Here is a 20133-nt window from a genome sequence, read left to right as displayed (position 1 = left end):
GGGGAGCTCCTTGTTGGGAGGGGCTCCCCTCTGTTTTGGTTACTGTGGGACAAATTAATCAGTAGTGTTTGTCCCAAATCTTAAGTATGTGGGGGCTTGCGTCTTGGGCGAGCTTGCCTTACGGAGTGCTTCCCTATTTCGCGTCGGCCCAGGTTATGCCGGTGCTGGCTTCGGCGATCAACGGTACGCGGAGGTCTACGACGTGTTCCATGACGTCGCGGACCATGGTGGTTAGGCGCTCGACTTCGTCGACGGGGCACTCAAAGTCCAGTTCGTCGTGTACCTGCAGGATCATGTGAGCGGCAAAGCCTTCTTCTTCCAGACGGCGGCTCACGCGGGCCATCGCAATCTTGATGATGTCGGCGGCGGTACCCTGCATGGGGTGGTTCATGGCCGTGCGCTCACCAAAGCCGCGGAGCTGCGGGTTTTTGGCCTTGAGCTCAGGAATATGGCGACGGCGGCCGTACATGGTCTCGGCGTAGCCCGTCTGCTTGGCACGTGCCACCACATTGTCGAGGAACGTGCGCACGCCCGGGTAGGCCTCGTAGTAACGGTCGATCATGTCGCGTGCCTCGGCCATCGAGATATGCAGCGACTGCGACAGGCCGTAGGCCTGCTGACCATACACGATGCCAAAGTTCACGGCCTTGGCGCGGCTGCGCAAGTCGGGCGTCACCTCGGACACCGGCACGCCAAACACGCGCGCGGCCGTCTCGGCATGGAAGTCCTCGCCCTCGTTAAAGGCGCGCACCAAGTGCTCGTCACCCGAAAGATGTGCCAGCAGACGCAGCTCGATCTGCGAGTAGTCCACCGCCAAAAAGACGCTTCCCTCGCCTGCCGAAAACGCCGTCTTGACAGTACGCCCCAGCTCCGAGCGAGTCGGAATATTTTGCAGATTGGGGTCGCTCGAAGACAGACGCCCCGTCGCCGTGATGGTCTGGTTGTACGTGGTGTGCACACGGCCGTCACCACGGCGCAGCGGGCCCAGGGTGTCCAGATAGGTGGATTTGATCTTAGACTTCTCACGCCAGTCCAAGATCAGACGCACGATTTCGTGGTCACGCGCAAGGTCGCTCAGCACCTTGGCGTTGGTCGAATAGTAGCCGCGCTTAGTCTTCTTGAGGCCCTTGGTCGGAAGCCCCATCACATCAAAGAGCACATGCGACAGCTGCATGGGACTGCCAATATTAAAGGTCTCATCACCCGCTAGGTCGCGAATGCTGCGCTCGACCTCGGTGATCTGGGTCGCCAGGCCCTCGGACAGATTACGCAGGCGGTCGGGATCCACGAGCATGCCCGCGCGCTCCATCTTGGCAAGCACCGGCACGAGCGGCATCTCGATGCCATCGAACACGTTGGCAGCGTTCTCACGGGCCATGCGGTCGCGCAGCGGCGCCACGAGCGTCAGCGTCAGGGCCGCAGTGCGGGCAGCGGGAACAGGAGCGTGCTCGCCGGCACCCTCCGCGCCGCGCGCCGCAGGCAGCGCCATCTGCAGATAGGTATCAGCCAGATACGCCTCATCAAACTCGGAGCGGTCGGAATCCAGCAGGTAGGCGGCGACCACGGTATCGAAGATGCGCGTGGAATCGACGGCCAGCGGATCCATAAGCTCGGGCTCAGAAGAATCAATGGGCGAAAGCTCATGCAGCAGCGCCTTCATATCCGGGCTCGCCACACGGCCCTCCATAAACAGGCGCGCGAGCACGCCAGCGATCACGCCGCGGACGAAGTTGAAGCCCTCAACCTCAGCCGCCGCACCGCTGTCGCCCTCCTCGAGCGCGAACAGGCCCTTGGACGTCGCCAGCCACAGCGTGCGCGTCAGTCCAAAGAGCGCGCCCTCTTCCTTGTCGTCGTCCACCACGGCGGCGACCCACTCGCCGGCATCAATCGCGCGGGAGACCTCAGCCGCAACGGCGCCAAGCGCGTCGGCATCGCCGGCGGCGGCACGCGAAACGGCAGGCATCTCAAACGCGCTGCCAGCGGCCGCAGCCCCACCCTCGCCGCCAATCAGCGAGAGGAAACGGTTCTGCATGGCCGTGATGCCGAGCGTGCCCAGCGCCGCGGACACCTCGTCGGCAGAAAACGCCGGGAAGGACGTTGCGTCAAAGTCGAGCTCGACGGGCGCATCGGTGCGGATGGTCGCCACCTTACGGCTCAGCAGCGCGTCGTCGATGTGTGCACGCAGGTTCTCGCCCATCTTGCCCTTGACCTCGTCAGCGTGCGCAATGACCTCGTCCAGGCTGCCGTACAGTGCAATGAGCGCACTCGCCTTTTTGGGGCCGATGCCCGGTACGCCGGGAATGTTGTCCGACGTATCGCCCTTCAGACCGTAAAAATCGGGCACGAGCGCCGGCGTAATGCCGTGATACAGGTCGTCTACGCTCTCGGGCGTCATGATCGCCACGTCGGACAGGCCCTTGCGAGTCGAGACCACGTTAACGTGCTCGGTCACAAGCTGATACATGTCACGGTCGCCGGTCACCAGCAGCATGTCACAGCCGGCCTGCTCGCCCAGGCGCGCCATAGTGCCCAGGATGTCATCGCCTTCCCAGCCCTCGGACTGCAGAATCGGCACATTGAGCGCACCGAGCAGCTCCTTGATCATCGGAAACTGCGCATGCAGATCGGGGTCCATGGGCGGGCGTTGCGCCTTATACTGCGGCAGCATCTCCATGCGCACGCGCGGTTTGCCCTTGTCAAACGCCACGACCACACCGTCGGGGTTAAAGGCATCGATCATCTTAAGAAACATGTTCAGAAAGCCAAAGATCGCGTTGGTGGGGCGACCGTCCGGCGCGTTCATGGTGGGCGGCACGGCGTGGAAGGCGCGGTGCATGAGCGAGTTGCCGTCGATAACGGCAAAAGTGCGGCGCTTGTCAGACATATTAAATACCTCGCTTTGGACTGGGCACGGTTTGCTCACTCCAGTTTACACGCTCCCCGCCCCGCGGCCACCGCACATCAAGCTCCCCCGCCACCGTGAGCCCGCGCGTGATACGATGGCTCACGGTACATCAACCAGCACGATCGATCCGAAAGGAGCCTGCGTCATGGAGCGTCCCTGCGCATGGAAAAAGTACACGCCACAGCAAGTCGAGGAGCTCGAGGAGCTTTGCCGCGGCTATAAGCAGTTTTTGAGCGAGAACAAGACCGAGCGCCTGTGCGTCAAGACCGGTATCAAGATGGCCGAGGAGGCGGGATACGTCGACCTGGAGACTGTGATCGCCGAGGGACGCGCGCTCAAGGCCGGCGACAAGGTGTACGCCGCCAATCACGGCAAGGACCTCATGCTCGTCAACCTGGGCACCGCCCCGCTCGAGCAGGGCTTTAACATCCTGGGCGCCCACGTTGACTCGCCGCGCCTGGACCTTAAGCAGAACCCCGCCTTCGAGGCCGGCGACATGGCTTATCTCGACACGCACTACTATGGCGGCGTCAAGAGCTACCACTGGGTCGCTTCCCCGCTCGCGCTCGTAGGCGTCATCTGCAAAAAGGACGGCACCACCGTCGACATCAACATCGGCGACAAGGCCGACGATCCGGTCTTTACCATCTCCGACCTGCTGATCCACCTCTCGAGCGAGCAGATGGCCAAGCCCGCCAAGGACGCCGTCGACGCCGAGATCCTCGACGTGATCGTGGGCGGCCGCCCCGTCAAGTTTGACGAGGACGACAAGGACGCCCCCAAGGAGCCCGTCAAACAGATGTTCCTGGACATCCTCAAGGAACAGTACGACGTCGAGGAGGAGGACTTCCTCTCTGCCGAGATCGAGGTCGTGCCCGCCGGCCCCGCCCGCGACATGGGTCTCGACCGCTCCATGATCTTGGGCTATGGCCACGACGACCGCGTCTGCGCCTACCCCTCCATGCTCGCTCAGATCAACGTGGCAGACGTCGAGCGCACGAGCATCACGCTCATCGTCGACAAGGAGGAGATCGGCTCCGTGGGTGCCACCGGCATGACGAGCCGTTTCTTCGAGAACACCGTCGCCGAAATCATGACGCTCGCCGGCGAGAGCAGCCCGCTGGCCCTGCGCCGCGCACTCGCCCGCAGCCGCATGCTCTCCTCTGACGTGTCCGCCGGCTTTGACCCGGGCTACGCCGGCAAGTTCGAGACCAAGAACGCAGCCTTTATGGGTCGCGGCCTGTGCTTTAACAAATACACGGGCAGCCGCGGCAAGGGCGGCTCCAACGACGCCGACGCCGAGTACGTGGCCCTCATCCGCGACATCATGGACGAGGCGGGCGTTGACTTCCAGACCTGCGAGCTCGGCCGCGTCAACGCGGGCGGCGGCGGCACCATCGCCTACATCATGGCCGAGTACGGCATGAACGTCATCGACTCCGGCGTTGCCGTCCTGTCCATGCACGCCCTGTGGGAGGTCGCTAACAAGGCCGATATCTACGAGGCCTATCGCGGCTACAAGGCCTTCCTCGAGCGCGCCTAACCGACCCTTCATCAATTGCGGTGAAATACGGACTAAACTGGCCCATAAACGGCCAAGACAGACCGTATTCCACCGCAACTTCCTTCTTGGCAGAGGAGAGTCCATGCTGCAGGTCATCATTTCGCCCGCCAAGCAAATGCGCGCGGCCCAAGATGCTTTTGAAGTCCAGGGCATTCCACCCTCTGCGCACGAGACGGCTCGCCTCCACCGCGCATTGCTAGATATCGAGCGGAATGAAGGCAGCGGCGGCCTGCAGGCGCTGTGGAACGTGAGTGACAAACTGCTGGGACCTTGCCTCAACACCCTGCGTGAGTTCCGGCCCATCCTGAATAACGGCGATCTTGACAATCCCGCACTCGCCCGTCACCTCTCCCCTGCCGTCATGTCCTATCACGGCATTCAATACCAGAGCATGGCGCCCGAGGTCATGGATGCCGCACAGCTCGCATGGCTGCAAGACCATCTGTGGATCCTCTCGGGCCTTTACGGATGCGCACGCCCCTTTCATGCCGTTGAACCGTATCGACTGGAGATGGGCGCGAAGCTCGCCGTCGACGATGCCCGAAACCTCTACGCGTTTTGGAGCGACAAGCTCGCGCGGGCTATCGCCCCGGCAGGCTCAAACACCACGATCGTCAACCTCGCCAGCGTAGAGTATGCCAAAGCCGTTCTGCCCCACCTCGCGGGCGACGCCACGGTCGTCACATGCCTCTTTGGCGAAGGCATCCGCAACGGCAAGCCCATCCAGCGCTCGACCGCCAGCAAAAAGGCGCGCGGCGCCATGGTGCGGTGGATGGCAGAAAACAAGCTCGAGGATACAAGCGAACTTACCGCATTCAACATCGGCTATCGTCACATCCCCGAGCTTTCAGACAAAGACTCCCTGGTTTTCATGAACGCGCGGGCACAATAGGCCCACCGTTTCCAAACACCCCGTTACTCCGCCAAGCCATCGGCCTTTGCAATCTCGCTCGTCGAGCCATCTTGATAAGTAATCTTTACGTGCTCGACCTCGGACACCGTAACACCCGCAGGAGGCTCCAGACGCCATTCCGTCAGGGCGATATCCATGGTCGTGGGGACGTCTCCCCGGTCTTTGAGCTGCACCGTCAGCGTTTTAAGCGCCACGTCGTAAGTCACGCGTTCGATTTCTTCACCAGGAATCGACCCACCACTCAACTGCAGCTGCACAAACTCGTCGCGCGGATACCAATAGTCGCCTGGAACGGCGAGCGTATTGGCATTACCGCCAGTACTCCTCACCGTCATAATCGGTAGGCTATCATCAGCCTCGAACTCCCATGCAGCGCCGCCGTGACCGCCAAACGTCCAGATACAAAAGGCAATCACCAGCACGGCAAGCACCGCAAAACCAATCGCGACAAGGCCATGGTGCGCACGGCTTTCCTCGGCCGATACATCCCATTGCGTCTCTCGATATAGATGCTTGTCTTCCATGTTCGCCTCCCCACAGGCACGCTCGTTAGGCCAATCGTACCCATTCGAGCTATACTTGAGCCCATTACATAAACGGGGAGCTTGCAGGACAAGACGGCAGGCTGAGACTGGGCGCGCCCGCCCTGACCCGCAAACCTGATATGGGTAATGCCAACGAAGGGAGCCGTGCCAATGAGCACACAGACCGAGCCCAAGCTCGTCACGCAAATCGACTTCGCCCGCGCCGGGCAGATCACGCCGCAGATGAAGGAAGTCGCCGAGCGCGAGCATCGCGACCCCGAGTACATCCGCGAGCGCGTGGCCGACGGCCGCATCGCCATTCCCGCCAACATCGTGCACATCAAAAAAGGCATGCGCGCCTTTGGTGTCGGCGAGGGCCTGTCTACTAAGGTCAACGTCAACCTGGGCATCTCGGGCGATAAAGCCGATGCCGCCGAGGAATGGAAGAAGGTCAAGATCGCCGAGGACTTTGGCGCCGACGCCATCATGGACCTTTCCAACTCGGGCAAGACGCGCCAGTTCCGCCAGCAGCTCATCGACGAGACGCCGCTCATGGTGGGCACCGTCCCCATGTACGACGCCATCGGCTACATGGAAAAGCCGCTGGTCAAGCTTACCAAGGATGACCTGTTCGAGGTCGTGCGCGCGCACGCCGAGGACGGCGTGGACTTTATGACCATCCACTGCGGCATCAACAAGTCGGTCACCAAGACCTTTAAGGAGACCGGCCGCTTGATGAACATCGTGAGCCGCGGCGGCTCGCTGCTGTTTGGCTGGATGGAGGTCACCGGCAACGAAAACCCCTTCTACGAGTACTTTGACGAGCTGCTCGAGATTTGCCACGAGTACGACGTGACGATTTCGCTCGGCGACTCCTGCCGCCCGGGCTGCCTCTACGACTCCAACGACGCCACCGAGACCGCCGAGATGATCGAGCTGGGCAAGCTGTGCAAGCGCGCTTGGGCCGCCGGCGTCCAAGTCATGGTCGAGGGCCCGGGTCACATGGCGCTCGACGAGATCGCCGCCAACATGAAACTGCAGAAGCGCCTGTGCCACAACGCCCCGTTCTATGTGCTCGGGCCGCTGGTGACCGATATCGGCGTGGGTTACGACCACATCACCGCTGCCATCGGCGGTGCCATCTCCGCCAGCTCCGGTGCCGACTTCCTGTGCTACGTGACGCCGGCCGAGCACCTGTGCCTGCCCAACGCCCAGGACGTGCTCGATGGCCTCATGGCCACTAAGATTGCCGCGCACGCCGCCGATATCGCCAAGAAGGTACCGCACGCCCGCGACATGGACGACAAGATGGGCCAGGCACGCCGCAAGCTCGACTGGGATGCCATGTGGAAGTGTGCTCTCGACCCGGTCACCGGCAAGAAACGCTACGAAGAATCCCCCGCCGCCACCGAGGGCACCTGCACCATGTGCGGCAAGATGTGCGCCGTCCGCACCGTTAACAAGGTGTTCGAAGGCACGACGATCGACCTCGGCATGGAGGACTAACTCGTCACCGGAGCCACAATCGGTAACATGGTGTTCGTCAATTGTTGACGTGTGAACATTTGCTTACATTTGCGTAAAGATTGCATCGCCCGCCCGGGTTCGACATAGAGTCGGCCCGGGCATCTTTATAATGCTGGCTTAAAGACCCATTTGATTCCGACCGAACAAGGGAGCAAACATGGATCGCAGTAAGGTACCTGCCGTCCTGTCCATCGCAGGATCCGATTCCAGCGGTGGCGCCGGCATTCAGGCCGACATCAAGACCATCACGGCGCACCGCCTGTATGCCGAGACGGCCATCACCGCCATCACCGCACAAAACACGCTCGGTGTCACCGCCGTGCAGAATATCTCCCCTGATATCGTCGCTGCGCAGATCGACGCCGTATTTGACGATATCCGCCCCAGCGCCGTCAAGATCGGCATGGTTTCCTCTGCCGAGATTATCGAGGTTATCGCCGACCGCCTGAGCGCCTGGAACGCGACAAACGTGGTCGTCGACCCCGTCATGGTAGCCACCTCGGGCGCACGGCTGATTACCGAAGATGCCGCCGAGGCGCTCACCCGCCGCCTGTTCCCACTAGCAACCGTCATCACGCCCAATATTCCCGAGGCCATGGCCCTGCTTGACTACGAGGTCGACTCCGAGCGCACACAGCAAAATGCTGCCATGCTCCTCACCCGCCGCTTTGGTTGCGCATCCCTCGTTAAGGGTGGGCATCTTGTCAACGAGGCTAACGATGTATTGGCCGAACCCGCGCCACTCGATGACGAGGGCAACCATCTGGGCGATCCGCTCACCACGTGGTTCCGCCACAAGCGCATCGAGACCGACAACACACACGGCACCGGCTGCACGCTTTCGTCCGCCATCGCCTGCGCGCTGGCCCAGGGCATGGATCTTGCCGACGCCGTCAACGGCGGCAAGGCCTACCTAACCGGCGCTCTGGCCGCCGGCCTGAACATGGGCAAAGGCTCCGGCCCCGTCAATCACATGTGGCAATATTAAGATTCGCAGCCCAAAACCGCCGCAAAGGGGACAGGCACCTTTGCGGTGGCTCCCACAAACATCTCGATCTGTAACAGTAACTCGGCAAAATCGACCCTAGATGTTACAGATCAAGACAAACAATCGATATCGACCTAAATAATCTTAATCTGTAACATCTAGCCCGTTTTCGGCCTTGGAACTGTTACAGATCAAGACAAACAAACGAAACAAGCCCCCGCAAGGGGAACTCTGTGGTGGTTTGGGGCCGTGCTACTCACCGAGCATCTCTTGGAGCTTGGCTGCCACGGCATGTCCCAAGCTCTCGTGGCTTTCGGGCATCATATGCAGATAGTCGATATCGCCCGGCTCGGCAAACTCGGCGGCATTCAAAAAGTCGCAGCCAAACTGCTCGGCCACGTGCGCATAGTACTCGCCAAAATGTTCAGATGCCTCGACGGAACGCTCGTCAAAATCGGTCATATATACATCGGCGATCTGCGGCTTGATCTTGATAGGAGCCATCAGCAGGATGCGCGGGCAAGGCGCAGCGTCGGTCCACGGAAACGCGCGGACGGCGCGAATCAGCGCCATGGCGCCACGGGCGATATCGGAAGCTGTCACGTTAAAGACCGTCTTACAGTCGTTGGTGCCCAGCATGATCACAATGGCGTCCAGCGGCTTATGGGCCTCGAGCAGCATCGGAAGCGCGCGAATGCCGTTGAGGTTAGTGTCCAGATGGCACATGTCGTCGCGTACCGTCGTGCGGCCGTTGAGGCCTTCTTCAATTACATGCCAGCCCTCGCCTAAGTCACGTTGGACCACGCCACACCAGCGCACATCCTGCGCATAGCGCACCGCGGTACCGTCGCGCATGCCCGCCGGATCATAGCCATAGGTGTTGCTGTCACCAAAGCACAGAACGTTTTTCATCTTGAGCTCCTCATTCAGTAAAAAGCCGACGGGGGCAACCCCTCCCGTCGGCTTGGCATATCACATCGCGCGCACCGCTTACAGGTACTTGCGCCAGTCATCCTCGTCCTCATCATCCTCGACTGCTGTCTGGGCCTGCTCGGCGGCGCGAGCGGCTGCGGCGCGGGCGGCAACCTGGGCATAGGACTCCTCGTTGCGCTCGGGGAAGTTTGCCAGCACGTGCTCGAACTTGGCAAAGTCCTCATCCCAGCGCGTAGAGGGCACGGCAAAGAAGACCTGCTTGACCTTGAAGTCGCCCGACGCGAGCTCCTTGCGGAAGAGCTCGGCCACGGCCTCGGCATCAAAGCCGTTGTTCTCGCAGCCCCAAGCACCCAGCACGAGCTTCTCGCGACCAAGCTCATCGCAGATGGCAAGGACAAAGCGGATGCGGTCGCGCAGGGCATCCAGCAGAGCATCGTCGCTCACGCGATACTCCTGGCGGGCGCGCCTAACGTTGGGCGCGGCGGCCACGATCACGTCGGCGTATGCATGCACGTGGTTGCGGTCGAAGCGCACCGCAGGCACCACCAGCGCACGGTTGCGGTAGAGCTCGCAGTTGATGTTGCGGCGACGGTTCTCGCCGTACCACTTACGCTGCTTATCGAGAACGTTGTACAGATACGAATCGGCGCACAGCGTGGCCTCCTGGCCCAGATAACCCTGAATATATCCACCGCCCGGATTGGTAAACGAGGCAAAGGCGAGCACGGCCATGTCGCAGAACTGCGCATAGCCGCGACCGTTATCGAGGATTGCCTGCGTGGCGGAGGCATCAAGCACAGTGACCTCGGGCAGGACCGGAGCGGGCTCCTCAGCAGCAGGCGCGGACTCGACTTCGTCGGTCTCCTCTGCGGGCGCAGGTTCAGCCGCAACCTCAGCCTCGGCGGACGCAACCTCAGCCTCGGCGGACGCAACCTCAGCGGACTCAGACTCCTCGGCAACCGGCTCCTCGGCAGCCGCAGCCTTCTGGGCCTTGGCCTTCATCGCCGCGACAAAGCCGGCAGGCATACCGTCGAATTCGCGAACGCCGGCAAGCGAGCGCTCGATATCCTTGGCACACGCCTCGGACACAGTTGCCACGTGACGCTCGGCGGCCTTGGCGCGGGCCTCGCGCTTGGGGTTGGGCTGTCCCGCGCGGTTGGGCCTGCGGTTACGGTTCCTGTTGTCGACGTCTGCCATACGTGGCCACCTTTCCTGTCGCTGCCGCTATCGGCTTTTTCCCATCCATGATACCCCGCCGCGCACAAAAAAGACGGCCCCGCAGGACCGCCTTTCGCATCGTTTTACCGCGTCCGACAAGAAACGCTGCAATCCCCCGCGCTAGTCGCGACGACCGAGGATGTTCAGGATGCGCAGGAACACGTTGATAATGTCCACGAACAGGTTGGACGCCATGAGCACCGCATTGGGCAGCGTGGGTGGCACCGTCGTGGCAACATAGGTGTCGTAACCAATAAAGCCGGCGAACACCACGATCACGATCAGGTCGGTGATGGTCTGCGAGACGCCCATGAACATCAGCACGATCTCAACCAGAATCGTGGCGAGCAGAATGCCAAAACCGATGCCATATACGCGCTGGAAAAACTTGGGGAACGTCACGCCCAAGGCGCCAAAGACAAAGGTGATGGCGGCCGTGGCGATAAAGGCAGTGTTGATGGTGGGCAGGTCGTAGTTGGCAAGGCCAAACGACGCGGTCAGGCCAAAGGTACTCGCAAAGATTACGTAGCCCACAAGGGACAGGCCCACGGACTGCTTGCTGGCGGCAGCTGACATCATGACGATGCCGACAATGGTCAGGATAAACGAGCCAAAAACCAGCGGCAGGGCGGCCCCGCTCATCATCATGCGCGCAAACGACATGGTGCTCGTAAAGTAGGCGCCGGCGCCCATGGCGCAAAAGCCCAAGAAGATCAGGGCAGACATGGCGAGATTGTACGCGCGCGGCGACATCTCCTTGGCGCGGCTTGCGCCGGTCTCGACGGGGCCGTTCTGATAGCCCTGGATATCGTTCATAGCTTCGTCCTTTCAAAAAGCGCCGCGAATGACGGCGCAGCAGATGACAAGATTCCTACCATTGTACCCGAACGCCGTGCGTCCCTACCTACGGCGCTCGCCCTCGAGCGTGCGGTCAAACGCCCAGACCCACCAACGCATCACGTGGGCCTGCGAGCCGTCCGGCCGTTCGCGCGCCTGGTCCTCCAGATACAACTCGGTCGCGTGCCCGCCAAAACGCACCTTATAGGTTGCCGTACGAATGCCGTGAACCGTCAGGCCAAACCCAGTGGTCGAGACAATCTCGTCAATCGTAAAGCAACGACCGTCGACCCAGCAGACGGTGACCGGCACGACCTGTCCGCCCGCGAGGATGCGAGCCACGACGTCCACATACTGCTTGTGCACGCGCCGAGTTTTGCCATCTGTCTGTCGATATTCCATGCCTCCTATTATCGAACGCATGTTTGCATGTTGTAAAGCGAACAGGCTGTGGTTTTGGGGTGTTGGGGCGCGCGCACGTGTCCTCATGGTGTGTTAGCAAAAAGAACACCCACGGTCAACAGGGCTAATATTCATTTTTAGTGCCAAAAAATTCACTGCTCCCATCAGAACTCGGTAAAGAAACCCGCAGGAGGTGATACGATTTATCATGTTTCTGTAACGTGCCTGCAAACTTCGAGAAAGCCCATATATGGACGTAACGTTCTCAACCTTCCTCGGCCAACTTGTGTCGAACCCAGTCCTTGCCGTCACCGTGATCCTCGCGCTCGGCGCCATCTTCGTCAATGGATGGACCGACGCACCCAACGCCATCGCGACCTGCGTCACTACGCGTTGCATGCCCGCCCGCGCCGCTATTCTCATGAGTGCCGCATTCAACTTCCTTGGCGTGCTCATCATGACGCACTTTAACGCGAGCGTCGCCAACACCATCTCCCATATTGTCGACTTTGGAGGAAACAGCACCATGGCGCTCGCCTGTCTGTGCGCGGCGCTGTTCTCCATCGTCGTCTACGGCGCCACAGCGTCGCGTTTTGGCATCCCCACCTCGCAAAGCCACAGCCTTATCGCCGGCCTGACCGGTGCCGCCATCGCCCTCGGCGGTGCGAGCAGCGTCAACGTCCACGAGTGGATGAAGGTCATCTACGGCCTGGCGCTCTCCATCGGTCTGGGCTTTGTCATGGGCTGGGTCCTGTGCAAGCTCGTCTCGATTCTTTTCGCCGCCGCCAACAGGCGACGTGCCAATGTCTTCTTTAAATACGCTCAGATCGCGAGCGCTGCGGCCATGAGCTTTATGCACGGCGCGCAGGATGGACAGAAGTTCATCGGCGTGCTCTTTTTAGGCGTGGCCTTTGCCAGCGGCCAGACGAGCGTCGGCGATGCCGGCATCCCCATCTGGATTATGCTGCTATGCTCGGCCACCATGGGCATCGGCACCAGCGTGGGCGGCGAGCGCATCATCAAGTCCGTTGGCCAGAGCATGGTCAAGCTCGAAAAGTACCAGGGCTTCTCCGCCGACCTGGCGGGCGCCGCGAACCTGCTGCTTGCCACCCTTACCGGCATCCCCGTGTCCTCCACACACATCAAGACCTGCGCCATCATGGGCGTCGGTGCCGTCAAGCGCCTCTCGGCCATCAACTTCGGCGTCGTCAAGGACATGATGTTCACCTGGTTCTTCACCTTCCCCGCCTGCGGACTCATCAGCTTTGTCATGGCCAAGCTGTTCATGATGTTCCTCTAGTCAAACCGAACGTCCATCTGGACCGCAACACTTCGCCCACCCGTCTTCACCTCGAAAGGACCCACCCATGGCAAAGAAACCCGATTCGTTCTACTTTGACAACTACGTCGCCTGCGCCGACCTTGCTGTCCAGGCCGCAGAGTTGCTCATCAAGATTTTCGAGAACTTCGATCCCGCAAAGATTCACGATATGCTCGACAAGATGCATGCGATCGAGCATGCGGCCGACAAGAAGCACCATGAGCTTGAGGACGCCCTGCTCACCGCCTTTATCACCCCGCTTGAGCGCGAGGATCTGGACCTGATGAGCTGCTCGCTCGACACCGTGCTCGACCGTATCGAGGGCGTCGTGCAGCGCGTCTACTTCACCAACATCCAGAGCATCCATCCCGATGCCATCGTGATCGCCCACAAGGTGACCGACGCCTGCCGCGCCATGAAAGACTTGATGGTCGAGCTGCCTAACTACCGCAAGTCCAAAACGCTGCGCGAGCTCGTCATCCAGATCAACACCATCGAGTCCGAGGCCGACGAGCTCTATATCAACGCCATGCGTAACCTGCACGTTAACGGCAAGGACCCGCTCGAGGTCATCGCTTGGCGTGACGTGTACGCCTTCCTGGAGTACTGCGCCGACTGCTGCGAGAATGTGGCCGATGTCGTGGATTCGATTGTCATGAAGAACAGTTAATTGGGGGTACGTGTCCCGGCGGCGAAGGGCCGGCCACGGTTTGCTTTCTCACTCCGGCTGCTTTGCAGAGTCGTTCGAAAGTAAACCGTGGCCGGCCCTTCGCCTTACGTACCACCATTGGGAACTTTGGCTGATAGATTTAGCGCGATGGGGGTTTGGCTGAAGGGACCTTTGGTATCCGTTCGGACACTTTGGCCCTTGATGAGCGTTTGGCTGATTGCTGCTTTGGGTACTCTTTGGGTTACTTTTGGTTTGTTTGATTTTTAATTTTAGGAGGGCTTGTATGTCTTATTTGGATCTGGCTCGTGGTCGGTATTCTTGTCGTTCTTTTGAGGACCGTCCTGTTGAGCAGGCTGTGGTGGATGCCATTGTTGAGGCTGGGCGTATTGCTCCTTCTGCTTGTAATAATCATCCAGCCCGTGTGATGGTGCTGGATACGCCTGAGCTGTTGGAGAAGGCTGCTGCTTGTCAGCCTCGGTTTGCTCGTGATGGGTCTATCTTTGGCGCTCCGCTCATCTTCCTTATTTGCTGCGTTACCGATGATGCTTGGGTACGCCCGTATGACCAGATGAATTCCAGTGAAATCGATACGTCCATCGTGTGTGATCAGATGATGATGGAGGCCACCGAGCAGGGCCTAGGAACGTGCTGGGTATGCCATTTTAAGCCTGAGGTGGCACAGGAGCAGTTCAATCTGCCCAAGGGCGTCTATCCCTATCACATGCTCGTCTGTGGCTATCCCGCCGACCACATCGCCGATCCCGAGCATCGCGAGGCCCGCACTATTCCCCTCTCCAACTTCCTCCTCAAGTAGTTTTTGGACATACCTTAAAATCTACCCTTGACCGCTCACCCGTCGCTGAGTTCTGCGCCACTATGTGCAGGGCTCGGTTTTTTTATGTTACGCACCCCGGCACAGTCATAAAAAAGGACCCGCAAGCTGCGGGTCCTTTCTAGGCACTAAATTGTAGGCCGAATGTTAGTCCAGGTCGTCGGCAGCAAAGTTGTCGATCGGGGCAAAGGGATCGGCCACGGGGACAACCGGGTCAGCGACGGGCAGCGGCTCAGCGGGAACAGTCACCGCAGGAGAAGCGGCAGAACCGACCGGCGTGGAGGCCATGAGGTCGGCCGGGAAGGAGTTCTGGGCATCGTCCATGAAGTGCTGGATGAGCTTGAGGTACTCGGCCTTGAACTCCTCGCGGGAAGCCTTGAGACGATCGATTTCCTCGAGCTCGGCCTGCTTCTCGGTCAGAGCCTGGCGGATAACCTCGCGGGCCTTAGCGTCAGCCTCGTTGCGGATACGCTCAGCGTTCTCGTTGGCATCGTTGACGATGGTCTCAGCGGTCTGCTGGGCAGCGATCAGGGCAGCGGAAATCTGGCGCTCCTGAGCGGAGAAGTCAGGGGCGGGAGCAGCCACGGGGGCGGCAGGAACGGCTTGGGCGGTGGCATCCTGAGCCTGGGCAAGCTGAGCCTGCGCATCGGCAAGCTGCTGCTCGGTAGCAGTCAGGCGACCCTTAAGGTCGACGATCTTAGCGAGCATAGCGTCAACCTCGGAGGACAGCGTCTCCAAGAAGACGTCGACCTCGGCGGGATCGTAGCCACGCTTGGCCTCAGAGAAAGTCTGAGCCTGGATGTCTGCAGGGGTAATAGCCATAACAAGTCTCCTTTTTCATCGCCTCGGCGCTACACGCCCGACGTAAGTTACTAAGTCAGTTCTATACGAGTATACCTATAAGAAGCTGCAGAACCAGCCTCTGCACCAACTGCAACGCAATAATCGCAACGACCGGCGAAAAATCGATACCGCCCATCGGCGGGATGAAACGACGGAACAGGTTGAGCCACGGACCGCACACGCTATCGAGCACCGCAGCAATATCCTGAAGCAAACCACCCTGCTTCATGGGAATCCACGTCATAAAGCAGTAGACGACAATGAGCGTGGAATAGAAGTTGAACAGCGTGTTGACCAGCTGGACGATAGTGTAGATGTTGATGGGAATCTCCTCGTCTTGTCTTTACTTAAGGTAGCCGTCGGCACGAAGCTTCTTGAGATCGGAATCTTTGACCTCGCAACCGGCGGGCAGCACCATGAACACGCGGTCGCCCACCTCCTTGACCGTGGCGCCCAGACCGCAGGCAAAGCCGTAAGAGAAGTCCAAGACGCGCTTGGCAACTTCGGTGCGTACGCCCACAAAAATCAGTGCGACAGGCTGCTTGGTGCGAACGCGGCGCACCACGGTCTCCACGTCGTCATAGCTCTCGGGGCGCAGGACATAGGCCGGCAGCTGCGGCGTGGCGTTGATGATATTGCTCGCATAGGCCGAGGCATCGCTCGGTGCAGGCGCGGGTGCAGCGGCGGCACGGGCGCGGGTGTTCTCGGCGTAGCTCGACGGCGTGTCATAGGCACCAGGACGATAACCGCTCGCAACGCTGTCCTGCGAGCGCGAAGGCGGGTTATACGTCGTGGCATGGCGGGAGTCATCGCCGACCAGCTGACCGGAGCGCGTATACACGGCAACCGACTCAGCTTCACCGCGGCGCGTCTGACCAAGCAGGCCGTTGCTCGGCTCGTCTTGGGTGTAGAAGCCCTCGCCCGAAGCACCGCCGTAGCCGTTGCCCTGATAACTATCGTCATAGCCGTCATCGTAGCCGTAGTCGTCGTCCTGGCCATAACCCTGGTCGTAACCCTGCTGGCCGCCCAGGTGCATCTTATTTTTAATCTCGTCAAGGAAGCCCATGGTTGTGTCCTCTCGCGGTTTAGTGCAGGCGCCCCGATAATCAGTGCGCACTTCAGAGCCTTATTTTACTGCAAACTCCGGGCTAAATACTACCCTGCCCAGGCGAACGAGCGTAGAGCCCTCCTCAAGGGCAGGCTCAAAGTCCTCGCTCATGCCGCAGGAAAGCTCAGGCAGGTTCAAATCGGGATGCGCCGCCTCCAGCTCATCCCTCAGCTCACGAAGCCCCGCAAAGGTGCGGCGTGCCACATCCTTATTCCCCCGGGGCGCCATAGTCATAAGCCCCTGCACGCAAATTCCCTCAAGTTCCGCAAGCTCACCCGCGGCGGCGCGAATCTCATCGGGCGAAAAGCCTCCCTTCGACTCCTCACCACTCACATTGACCTCAATGAGCACACGCTGGGGGCCGGCGAGCTCGCCTGCCTCAATCTTGCGGACAGCACGGCTCGAGATCGCCTGCGCCAGATGCAGCGAACCCACCGAGTGAATCAGCTCGGCTGAGCCCAGCACCGCATTGATCTTATTGGTCTGCAGGTTGCCGATCATATCGAAGCGCACCTCGGGCAGCTCCGGATGCTCCGCCAGACCCGTGAGCTTGCGAACCAGCTCCTGCGGGCGGTTCTCGGCAAAATGGCGATACCCCGCCTGGATGGCGGCAACGGTCTCATCGACACCAACGGTCTTGGACACGGCAATGAGGCTCGCGGCGTCGTGGGGACGGCCTGCGCGATCGAGCGCCGCATAAAAACGTTCCAGAATCTGCTCGCGGCGAGCGCGCATCAAGTCCAAATAGTTATCCATTGCCAATCGCCTCCGCTGACGGCCAAACAAGTAGTCCCATGCTAACGCAAGAGCGCGGCCCCGCATGTGCAAGGCCGCGCTCACTTAGGTATTTACAATCTTTCGACGAACGGGATTACTTACTCCTCGTCGTCCTCGTCATCGTCCTCGTCCTCAAGATGATCGAGCAGGTAGCGAAGTCCCTCGCTGACCTCGTTAACGGGCACCTTGGCAACGTAGCGCGCATCGACGGCGGGCCTCATGATGACGCCCTCGCCCGAAGGCACGCGCATGCTCTCGAGCTCGTCCTCGTCCGTGCGGGCGATATCGCCGGCATTCATGCGCTGACCAGTCAGCAGGAAGGTCAGGCGGCAGGCGGCATCGATGGAAATCGAGGCGATGCGATCGAGGTAGCGCGAAACCATGATGGCGCGGCGCAGGTCGTCATAGTTGCTGTCGTCGTCCATAAAGTCGCCCGTATCCATACGGTTAAAGGTGCGGAAGAACTTCTCGTAGGCGGCGTGCACTGGCTCGTCCTCGACGGCCAAGTTGCAGATGATGGACATGTCGTTGGTGACGAGCGCAGAAAGCGAAGAGCCCAGCACCTGGTAGACGGCCTCAGCCTCGGCCTCGACCGTGCCGACAAGCTCCTTGGGCAGCGAGATGTCGGCCTTGATCATATGACGCGTGGCACGGCAGATCTGACGGACCTTATCGGTCATGCGTTGCAGGTTAAAGTCGACGTAGATGATCGTCTGAAGCAGGCGGAAGTCGGAGGCGACCGGTGACTGCGTGGCAATCAGGTTGTAGCAGACGGCCTCCAGGTTGGCGCAGCGTGCGTCAATCGAAAGCGTGCGCTTCTTGGTCTTGGTGGCGAGCTTGCGGTCGTCGGTCACATAGGCCTTAACGGCATCGTGGAGGGCCAGATCGACGGCCTCGTAGATGCTCAGCATCTCGTGGCGGGCCTCGATGAGCTGACGGGAAAACAGTTTACGCATGGTTCACTCCAATCAGTTGGGTGCGGTCATGCCGCCCGCACAGTGAATACGCACCGGACCAGGTCCGATCGGCTTGGGACTAGTCGCACCGATCAGCCAAAGCGGCCGGTGATATAGTCTTCCGTCCGCGAGTCCACCGGGCTGGTGAAGATCGCGTCGGTTTGACCATACTCGATGAGCGTGGCAGGCTCACCGGCAACTTCCTGCAAGAAGAATGCGGTGTAGTCGCTGATACGAGCTGCCTGCTGCATTGAATGCGTGACGATGATGATCGTCATCTCGGGCGCCAGCTCGGCCATCAAATCCTCGACCTTAGAGACGGACGTGGGGTCGATGGCGGAGCAGGGCTCGTCCATCAGGAGGACATCGGGTTGCACCGCAAGCACGCGCGCGATGCACAGACGCTGCTGCTGACCGCCCGAGAGCGCCAAACCATCCTTGTTGAGCTGATTGGATACCTCTTTCCAGAGGTTGGCGCGCTTGAGCGATTCTTCCACGATGTCATCGAGGTCGCTTTTGCTAGTCACGCCCTGCAGACGAGGGCCAAAGGCGACATTCTCGTAGATGGATTTGGGAAACGGGTTGGGCTGCTGAAAAATCATGCCCACGCGGCGACGGAGGTCGACCGGGTCGACGCCCTCGGCATAGATATCGTTGCCGTCGAGCGTCATGGTGCCCTCGACGCGCGTACCCTCGATCAGGTCATTCATGCGGTTGATGCAGCGCAAAAACGTCGACTTGCCGCAGCCCGAAGGGCCAATGAAGGAGGTGATGGCGTTTTTGGCGATGTTGAGGTCGAGCCCCGTCAGCGCATGAAAGTCACCGTACCAAAAGTTGAAATCCTTGGCCGTAATGGCCGCTTGCTCCAGCGTGGGAGCGGACTGATAAACGGACATGGGACTCCTTAACTAGCGACGCTTGCGCGACAGGAAGCGCGCAAACAGGTTGAAGGCCAGAATGATCACCATCAGCAAGAGCGCGGTGCCGTAGGCTGCGTTCATGTTGATGCCGTCGTTGGCAAGCAGGTACAGGTGAACGGTCATGGGGCGGCCGGAATCGAGCGGCGAGATAGGTAGATTGATGGCCTGGCCCATGGTGTAGAGCACCACGGCGGTCTCGCCAATGGCACGGCCGATGGCAAGGACAATGCCCGTGGCAATACGGCCAAAGGCAGAAGGAAGCACGATCTTGGAGACAACCTGCCACTTGGTGGCGCCCAGGCCATACGCGCCCCAACGGATATAGCGCGGAACGGCGCGAATGGCCTCTTCGGTGGTGCGCATGACGATGGGAAGCATCAAGAGCGCAAGCGCCAGAGCGGCCGAGACCATCGAAAGGCCCAGACCCATAGCCTCGACAAACAAGGCGTAGCCAAACAGGCCCATAACGATGGAGGGCACCGAGGCCAAAGCGTCAGCAGCGTAGCGAATGAGCTCGACGATCTTGCCCTGCTTGGCGTACTCGGCCAGATAGACGGCTGCCAGCACAGCGATCGGCGTGCAGATAAGCATGGCGAGCGCCGTCACATAGACGGTCGAGACGATCGTGGGCCAAATACCGCCCTCGGCGTTGACGCCCTGGGGCCAACCGAAGATAAAGTCGAGCGAGATATGCGGCAGGCCGTTAATGACCACATAGGCAATGATAGCGACCAGCACCAGCGTGGTGATGTAGGCAGCCGCGCGGAATACGCCGAGCATGATCTTGTTGGACAGGTCCTTGTTGATGCGACCCTTCTTGCCGTGGGAAAGGGCACGCTTGATGCGCTCGCGCGACGAGGTCGTATCGACCGTCGTGTCAACGGAATCGGACATA

Annotated in this window: 20 protein-coding genes and 1 riboswitch; of the genes, 7 read left to right on the top strand and 13 right to left on the bottom strand. The window is 60.3% G+C overall.

Annotated features, from left to right (window positions below):
• Positions 1–133: 133 nt before the first annotated feature.
• Positions 134–2884: a DNA polymerase I gene (gene polA, locus DXC99_RS04725; RefSeq protein ID WP_117629406.1), complete on the bottom strand. Its 2751-nt coding sequence runs from the start codon at positions 2882–2884 to the stop codon at positions 134–136.
• Between the two features lie 166 nt (positions 2885–3050).
• On the opposite strand from polA, the gene DXC99_RS04720 reads away from it, so the two are divergent.
• Together DXC99_RS04720 and DXC99_RS04715 are read left to right on the top strand one after the other, a co-directional pair.
• Entirely contained in the window at positions 3051–4448 is a 1398-nt protein-coding gene (locus tag DXC99_RS04720; protein ID WP_117584209.1) for an aminopeptidase, read from the top strand.
• 103 nt (positions 4449–4551) lie between these two features.
• On the top strand, positions 4552–5361 hold the full coding sequence (locus tag DXC99_RS04715) for a YaaA family protein (RefSeq protein ID WP_117584210.1): 810 nt from the start codon (positions 4552–4554) through the stop codon (positions 5359–5361).
• Between the two features lie 23 nt (positions 5362–5384).
• On the opposite strand, the gene DXC99_RS04710 is transcribed toward DXC99_RS04715, so the two are convergent.
• Complete coding sequence (locus DXC99_RS04710; RefSeq protein WP_117584211.1) at positions 5385–5906, bottom strand: hypothetical protein; 522 nt, start codon at positions 5904–5906, stop codon at positions 5385–5387.
• Positions 5907–5969: 63 nt separating this feature from the next.
• Positions 5970–6085: riboswitch (TPP riboswitch) on the top strand.
• On the opposite strand from DXC99_RS04710, the gene thiC reads away from it, so the two are divergent.
• Together thiC and thiD are read left to right on the top strand one after the other, a co-directional pair.
• Entirely contained in the window at positions 6078–7412 is a 1335-nt protein-coding gene (gene thiC / locus DXC99_RS04705; protein WP_099431544.1) for a phosphomethylpyrimidine synthase ThiC, read from the top strand. Its footprint overlaps the riboswitch before it by 8 nt.
• Before the next feature lie 178 nt (positions 7413–7590).
• The gene (gene thiD, locus DXC99_RS04700; RefSeq protein ID WP_117584213.1) at positions 7591–8421 is read left to right on the top strand and encodes a bifunctional hydroxymethylpyrimidine kinase/phosphomethylpyrimidine kinase; all 831 of its coding nucleotides are present in this window, start codon (positions 7591–7593) and stop codon (positions 8419–8421) included.
• 252 nt (positions 8422–8673) lie between these two features.
• Here thiD and DXC99_RS04695 read toward each other — a convergent pair whose 3' ends face one another.
• The 4 genes from DXC99_RS04695 to DXC99_RS04680 form a co-directional block, all read right to left on the bottom strand.
• Positions 8674–9333, bottom strand: a complete 660-nt coding sequence (locus tag DXC99_RS04695; RefSeq protein ID WP_117584214.1) for an SGNH/GDSL hydrolase family protein — start codon at positions 9331–9333, stop codon at positions 8674–8676.
• 78 nt (positions 9334–9411) lie between these two features.
• A complete protein-coding gene (locus DXC99_RS04690) occupies positions 9412–10551 on the bottom strand; it encodes a TIGR02452 family protein (protein ID WP_117584215.1) in 1140 nt (379 codons plus the stop codon).
• A 141-nt stretch (positions 10552–10692) separates the two neighbouring features.
• Positions 10693–11388, bottom strand: coding sequence for a Bax inhibitor-1 family protein (locus DXC99_RS04685; RefSeq protein WP_117584216.1), 696 nt, complete (start codon positions 11386–11388; stop codon positions 10693–10695).
• An 84-nt stretch (positions 11389–11472) separates the two neighbouring features.
• On the bottom strand, positions 11473–11811 hold the full coding sequence (locus tag DXC99_RS04680) for a hypothetical protein (RefSeq protein ID WP_117715971.1): 339 nt from the start codon (positions 11809–11811) through the stop codon (positions 11473–11475).
• A gap of 250 nt (positions 11812–12061) precedes the next feature.
• Between DXC99_RS04680 and DXC99_RS04675 the strand changes: the two genes are divergently transcribed.
• From DXC99_RS04675 to DXC99_RS04665, 3 genes are all read left to right on the top strand, one after another.
• Positions 12062–13111, top strand: a complete 1050-nt coding sequence (locus DXC99_RS04675; protein WP_117584218.1) for an inorganic phosphate transporter — start codon at positions 12062–12064, stop codon at positions 13109–13111.
• A gap of 67 nt (positions 13112–13178) precedes the next feature.
• Positions 13179–13802 carry a DUF47 domain-containing protein gene (locus tag DXC99_RS04670; RefSeq protein WP_117584219.1) on the top strand — a complete coding sequence of 208 codons (624 nt, stop codon included), beginning with the start codon at positions 13179–13181 and terminating at the stop codon, positions 13800–13802.
• Positions 13803–14085: 283 nt separating this feature from the next.
• Positions 14086–14616: a nitroreductase family protein gene (locus DXC99_RS04665; RefSeq protein ID WP_117584220.1), complete on the top strand. Its 531-nt coding sequence runs from the start codon at positions 14086–14088 to the stop codon at positions 14614–14616.
• Between the two features lie 165 nt (positions 14617–14781).
• On the opposite strand, the gene DXC99_RS04660 is transcribed toward DXC99_RS04665, so the two are convergent.
• From DXC99_RS04660 to pstA, 7 genes are all read right to left on the bottom strand, one after another.
• Positions 14782–15456, bottom strand: coding sequence for a DivIVA domain-containing protein (locus DXC99_RS04660; protein WP_006234242.1), 675 nt, complete (start codon positions 15454–15456; stop codon positions 14782–14784).
• Between the two features lie 61 nt (positions 15457–15517).
• Positions 15518–15763, bottom strand: coding sequence for a YggT family protein (locus DXC99_RS04655; RefSeq protein ID WP_227790178.1), 246 nt, complete (start codon positions 15761–15763; stop codon positions 15518–15520).
• 57 nt (positions 15764–15820) lie between these two features.
• Entirely contained in the window at positions 15821–16543 is a 723-nt protein-coding gene (locus DXC99_RS04650; RefSeq protein ID WP_089571591.1) for a cell division protein SepF, read from the bottom strand.
• 60 nt (positions 16544–16603) lie between these two features.
• Positions 16604–17341, bottom strand: coding sequence for a YggS family pyridoxal phosphate-dependent enzyme (locus DXC99_RS04645; RefSeq protein WP_117584221.1), 738 nt, complete (start codon positions 17339–17341; stop codon positions 16604–16606).
• 119 nt (positions 17342–17460) lie between these two features.
• Positions 17461–18318 (bottom strand): PhoU domain-containing protein, encoded by an 858-nt coding sequence (locus tag DXC99_RS04640; RefSeq protein ID WP_117584222.1) that lies wholly within the window; start codon positions 18316–18318, stop codon positions 17461–17463.
• Between the two features lie 92 nt (positions 18319–18410).
• The gene (gene pstB / locus DXC99_RS04635) at positions 18411–19214 is read right to left on the bottom strand and encodes a phosphate ABC transporter ATP-binding protein PstB (protein WP_089571588.1); all 804 of its coding nucleotides are present in this window, start codon (positions 19212–19214) and stop codon (positions 18411–18413) included.
• 12 nt (positions 19215–19226) lie between these two features.
• Positions 19227–20132, bottom strand: a complete 906-nt coding sequence (pstA, locus tag DXC99_RS04630; RefSeq protein ID WP_055251684.1) for a phosphate ABC transporter permease PstA — start codon at positions 20130–20132, stop codon at positions 19227–19229.
• Position 20133: the final 1 nt, after the last annotated feature.

Origin of the sequence: Collinsella sp. TF10-11AT, from assembly GCF_003437565.1 — a bacterium.
In the GTDB taxonomy this organism is placed as follows: domain Bacteria; phylum Actinomycetota; class Coriobacteriia; order Coriobacteriales; family Coriobacteriaceae; genus Collinsella.
This window is presented reverse-complemented; position numbering and strand designations above follow the sequence as displayed.

Bases quoted from the DNA above. Each gene is read 5' to 3' on its own strand.
- pstB (WP_089571588.1), bottom strand. From the start codon at position 19,214: ATGTCCGTTTATCAGTCCGCTCCCACGCTGGAGCAAGCGGCCATTACG.
- DXC99_RS04715 (WP_117584210.1), top strand. From the start codon at position 4,552: ATGCTGCAGGTCATCATTTCGCCCGCCAAGCAAATGCGCGCGGCCCAA.
- DXC99_RS04675 (WP_117584218.1), top strand. From the start codon at position 12,062: ATGGACGTAACGTTCTCAACCTTCCTCGGCCAACTTGTGTCGAACCCA.
- thiD (WP_117584213.1), top strand. From the start codon at position 7,591: ATGGATCGCAGTAAGGTACCTGCCGTCCTGTCCATCGCAGGATCCGAT.
- DXC99_RS04680 (WP_117715971.1), bottom strand. From the start codon at position 11,811: ATGGAATATCGACAGACAGATGGCAAAACTCGGCGCGTGCACAAGCAG.
- polA (WP_117629406.1), bottom strand. From the start codon at position 2,884: ATGTCTGACAAGCGCCGCACTTTTGCCGTTATCGACGGCAACTCGCTC.
- thiC (WP_099431544.1), top strand. From the start codon at position 6,078: ATGAGCACACAGACCGAGCCCAAGCTCGTCACGCAAATCGACTTCGCC.
- DXC99_RS04660 (WP_006234242.1), bottom strand. From the start codon at position 15,456: ATGGCTATTACCCCTGCAGACATCCAGGCTCAGACTTTCTCTGAGGCC.
- DXC99_RS04650 (WP_089571591.1), bottom strand. From the start codon at position 16,543: ATGGGCTTCCTTGACGAGATTAAAAATAAGATGCACCTGGGCGGCCAG.
- DXC99_RS04690 (WP_117584215.1), bottom strand. From the start codon at position 10,551: ATGGCAGACGTCGACAACAGGAACCGTAACCGCAGGCCCAACCGCGCG.
- DXC99_RS04665 (WP_117584220.1), top strand. From the start codon at position 14,086: ATGTCTTATTTGGATCTGGCTCGTGGTCGGTATTCTTGTCGTTCTTTT.
- DXC99_RS04670 (WP_117584219.1), top strand. From the start codon at position 13,179: ATGGCAAAGAAACCCGATTCGTTCTACTTTGACAACTACGTCGCCTGC.
- pstA (WP_055251684.1), bottom strand. From the start codon at position 20,132: ATGTCCGATTCCGTTGACACGACGGTCGATACGACCTCGTCGCGCGAG.
- DXC99_RS04710 (WP_117584211.1), bottom strand. From the start codon at position 5,906: ATGGAAGACAAGCATCTATATCGAGAGACGCAATGGGATGTATCGGCC.
- DXC99_RS04720 (WP_117584209.1), top strand. From the start codon at position 3,051: ATGGAGCGTCCCTGCGCATGGAAAAAGTACACGCCACAGCAAGTCGAG.
- DXC99_RS04695 (WP_117584214.1), bottom strand. From the start codon at position 9,333: ATGAAAAACGTTCTGTGCTTTGGTGACAGCAACACCTATGGCTATGAT.
- DXC99_RS04685 (WP_117584216.1), bottom strand. From the start codon at position 11,388: ATGAACGATATCCAGGGCTATCAGAACGGCCCCGTCGAGACCGGCGCA.
- DXC99_RS04640 (WP_117584222.1), bottom strand. From the start codon at position 18,318: ATGCGTAAACTGTTTTCCCGTCAGCTCATCGAGGCCCGCCACGAGATG.
- DXC99_RS04645 (WP_117584221.1), bottom strand. From the start codon at position 17,341: ATGGATAACTATTTGGACTTGATGCGCGCTCGCCGCGAGCAGATTCTG.